Below are 3,619 nucleotides of genomic sequence, written 5' to 3' on the forward strand. Positions count from 1 at the left end.
TGGCGGCGAGAGACGCAGGTTTCCTTCGGTTTTCCATGATTTCACTCCAGATAATATGCGGGTTAGAGGGAGTGTTCGAAGACGGGTCAGGCCCGCCTTCGAACGTCGGTGAGCATTGTGATCAAGGCGTCGGAAGGCGGCTTGAAGCGCCCCGGCTTGATCGCAGGGGCACCGTGGGCTGCGAGAATCTGCAGCTTCTCTTCGGGATCGGCGCGCAAGTAGGTCTCGGTGCTCTGGATACTGGCGTGGCCGAGCCATAATGCGACCTTGCGAATGTCCCCCGTCGCCGCGAGCGTGTGCATCGCGCAAGAATGACGAAGCACGTGGGGTGTGACGCGCTTCCCAAGGATCGACGGCTGCTTCGTCGCTGCCGTCTTGACGTGCTCGGCCAATCGGAACGCAAATCCGTCGCGGGTCATCGGCTGCCCGTTGGCATTGAGGAAAATCTCGGTGACCTCAACTTGAGGCCGGATCGCAAGCCATGCGCGCAATGCGATCTGGGTCTCCTTCCACAGCGGCAGGACCCGTTCACGTCGCCCTTTGCCCATGATGTGCATGGTGGACAGGGAGCGGTCCGGGAAATCGCCCAGTTGCAGCGTTACGAGTTCCGACACCCTCAGTCCGCCAGCATAGGTAAGATGCAGCATCGCGCGATCACGGGTGCCGAGGCGTGTCCGGGGATCGGGTGTATCGAGCAAAGCCTTGATCTCGGCCCGGTCGAGGTAATCGATCAGCGCCTTGTCTGTCTTCTTGGTCGGGATTGCTCTGACACGGAGTGCCTGATCGAGGCAGGCTGGAATCCGGTACTCGATGTATCGGAAGAAGGATCGGATCGCGGCGAGCCTGCCATTGCGGGTCCGCACGCAGCTGCCGCGGCCGATCTCCACATGATCGAGGAAGGCCATGATCATGTCTGTGCCGAGATCCTCAACCTCGAGATCGGTCGGTCGGCGCTTCAGCCGATCGGCAGCGAACTGGACGAGGAGGACGAAGCAGTTGGCATAGGTCTTCACCGTGTGCGGGCTGACGGCGCGTTCGCGCGGCAGATGTTCCCGCAGATATGCTGAGAGATGGGGAGCAAGCGCCGTCATGCCGCTTCTCCTTGAAAAAGTTGCTCGCTTGCAGCCGCAATGTCGCGCAGCAGCACTGGCGTGGCTTCGAGATACCAGTACGTGTTGGCGATCGACGCGTGCCCCAGGTAGACACTGAGACCGGCCATGTGGTGGGCAATGGCCTCCCTGTCACGCGGGCAGGACTCAAGCGAGCGAACAGCGAACGTATGTCGCAGATCGTGGAGTCGCATGCCTGCCGTACCGGTTGCTCCACGATATCCGAGAAGCCGGGCCAACCTGACGAACACGACGTGGGCGCGCACCTTGTGCGGCGCCCGCCCCCGGATAGTGACGAACAGGTCATTACACTTGGCCGGGTGCTTCGCGCGGATCGCAATGTAGGCTTCGAGTGCTTGGCGCGTCGATGGCTGCAAGGCGATCAGTCGCTGCTTGCCGAACTTGCCGTTGCGGACGACCAGCCCATCCTCGACCAGATCGTTGCACTGTAGCGCGAGAGCCTCGGAAATCCGGAGACCTGTCGCCGCGAGCAGGCCGAACAGGTAATGGTACGTGTATGGGCTAATCGTGCCATGGGGCGGAACGTTCAATGCCGCCGCCATGATCGCCCGCACCTGGTCCGCTTCGATTATGGTCGGAGTGGGACGTGGCCGCTTCCCCCGGCCGAAAACGCCGACAGGCGGGACTTCGTTGTCTGGGTCCTCGGCATGAGCGAAAAGGCTGAAGTTACGAGCAGCGTCGTACCTATGGCGAGCCACGTTTTGCGAGCTTGCCGTGTGGCACCAGTCGTAGATGCGCTGCACTCGGGTGTGCCGGTCACCGAAGCGTTCAGCGAAAGCGGCGTATTGGCGCAGCAGTCGTTCCTGTTCCGAGAACTTCCGCCCCAAGCTGCGATACAGCGAGACGTATCTGGCAATCTGCGTGCTCAGCATGACGGTTCTCCCGGCCATGGCTGCGCGATTTTCATGAGCATCGGCAGGTCGACCTTGGCGTAGATGGCGGTGGTCTCGGGCGAGCTGTGGCGCAGGATCGTTCCAACGGACTCCAGCCCTGCGCCCGCGCGCAGCAAGTTGGTGGCAAGCGAATGCCGGAAAATGTGCGATCCGGTCGGCACGCCTTCGATCCCGCCGCGCTCATGCGTGCGTGCAACGATGCCGGCGATCTCCGCCGATGAGCGGAACGAACGGAACGGGGCTTGCGCGCGCACGAACAGATGCGGATCGGCGGTCTTGGGACGCGCCGTGGCAATGTAGTCCAGGATCGCGTCACCGACGTCCTGAGGCAATGGCAGGCGATCAGGCCGACGCGTCTTGCCCTTGACCGTCAGGTGGCCCGAGCGCCAGTCGATATCGTCGAGGTGCATATCCCGAATATCACCGGCACGCAGGCCAAGCCGGGCGAGCAGGAGAATGATGGCCTTGTCCCGAACTTCCACCGGGCGATCAGTCGGACATGCGCCGATGATCTGCTCGATCGTTGCCGGGTTAACGTGCCGGGGCAGCGTCGAAAGACGGTAGCGTTGCACTGATGGGATCGCGTGCAACAAAGCTGGACGGCAAATACCCTGCACGACCAGGAACCGAATATAGCTCCGTATTATCGTGACGAGCAGTGATGCCGAACCCGGCGTCTCCTTGCTTCGTTGTTGAAACGCCCGTCTGAGGACGGCTGCATCCCATTGTGAAGGCTCGCCGAGCATAGGCGCGAGCCGCCTGATATCGGCCCGGTAGCGCCGGATCGTCTCATCGGTCGCGCCGCGGTGTTGCTTGAGCCATGCCAGATATGCCGCCATGTGCGGGTCGTCATCCGACACCAGTTCGACTGAAGGGATGACACCGCGGTCGCGCAAGAACTCGACGAAGTGCCGAGCGCCTCGCCGCCGCCGCTTCGCGCCCGAGGCAACAAGCTTGCCTCGCTTGCGCCAGACCGGACATCGACAATCATGCGCGCCGTACTGGTCGATGATCGTGTCATCGATATCGGCCCATTGTCGTCGCGCAATGCGAAGCCAGGCCGCGAAATGCTCGGCCTCGGATCGATAGGACTGGGCCGGTCCTTGCGCGAGTTGCAAGCGATCGATCCCATCGAAATAGTCGGCGAGGTGCCGTGGCAGATCGTCGATCCCGTCGTCGACACCGACGTAGCCTTGATCCTCCAGGAAGCGGACGAAGCGCCTGACTCGCGCTGCAATGTCCGCCTTATAGACTGGCTGCTGCGCCGAATACCGGTGGCAACGGCACCGATGCTTCTCGAACCGCCGAACGGTCCGATCGTCGATCGTGCGGATCGCGATCCCATGCAGTTCCATCCAATGCAGGAAATGACGGGCCGCAGCGCCAAACAGAATCGCACTGCCTGACCTCTCGTCGAGCGACAGAGAGGAGAGGAATGCGGTGAGTAGAGCGTCGTGACTGGGCGGGTCTTCGACCCGGAGCCGGGCCGCTCGAAACGACAATAATGATCTTGATCGCATGTTGGTTCCTTCGACTTGTTCAGGTCGAGGGAACCGTAATTATCTGGAGTGAAATCATGGAAAACCGAAGGAAACC

The 3,619-nt window shown here is 61.8% G+C and carries 3 protein-coding genes; all 3 read right to left on the bottom strand.

All coding sequences use genetic code 11. From position 1 onward, the window contains the following. Nucleotides 1–86: 86 nt before the first annotated feature. Genes AX672_RS12980 through AX672_RS12990 form a run of 3 tightly spaced genes read right to left on the bottom strand, consistent with a single transcriptional unit; the run spans nt 87 to nt 3,543 of the window. Nucleotides 87–1,091, bottom strand: coding sequence for a tyrosine-type recombinase/integrase (locus AX672_RS12980; RefSeq protein WP_024310637.1), 1,005 nt, complete (start codon nt 1,089–1,091; stop codon nt 87–89). Further along, nucleotides 1,088–2,002, bottom strand: a complete 915-nt coding sequence (locus AX672_RS12985; RefSeq protein ID WP_011540751.1) for a tyrosine-type recombinase/integrase — start codon at nt 2,000–2,002, stop codon at nt 1,088–1,090. The genes AX672_RS12980 and AX672_RS12985 overlap by 4 nt, the downstream gene beginning before the upstream one ends. After that, nucleotides 1,996–3,543, bottom strand: a complete 1,548-nt coding sequence (locus AX672_RS12990) for a tyrosine-type recombinase/integrase (protein WP_011540750.1) — start codon at nt 3,541–3,543, stop codon at nt 1,996–1,998. The genes AX672_RS12985 and AX672_RS12990 overlap by 7 nt, the downstream gene beginning before the upstream one ends. Nucleotides 3,544–3,619 lie beyond the last annotated feature (76 nt).

This window comes from Sphingomonas sp. CCH10-B3 (genome assembly GCF_001556185.1).
GTDB classification, from domain to species: Bacteria; Pseudomonadota; Alphaproteobacteria; order Sphingomonadales; family Sphingomonadaceae; genus Sphingomonas; species Sphingomonas aquatica.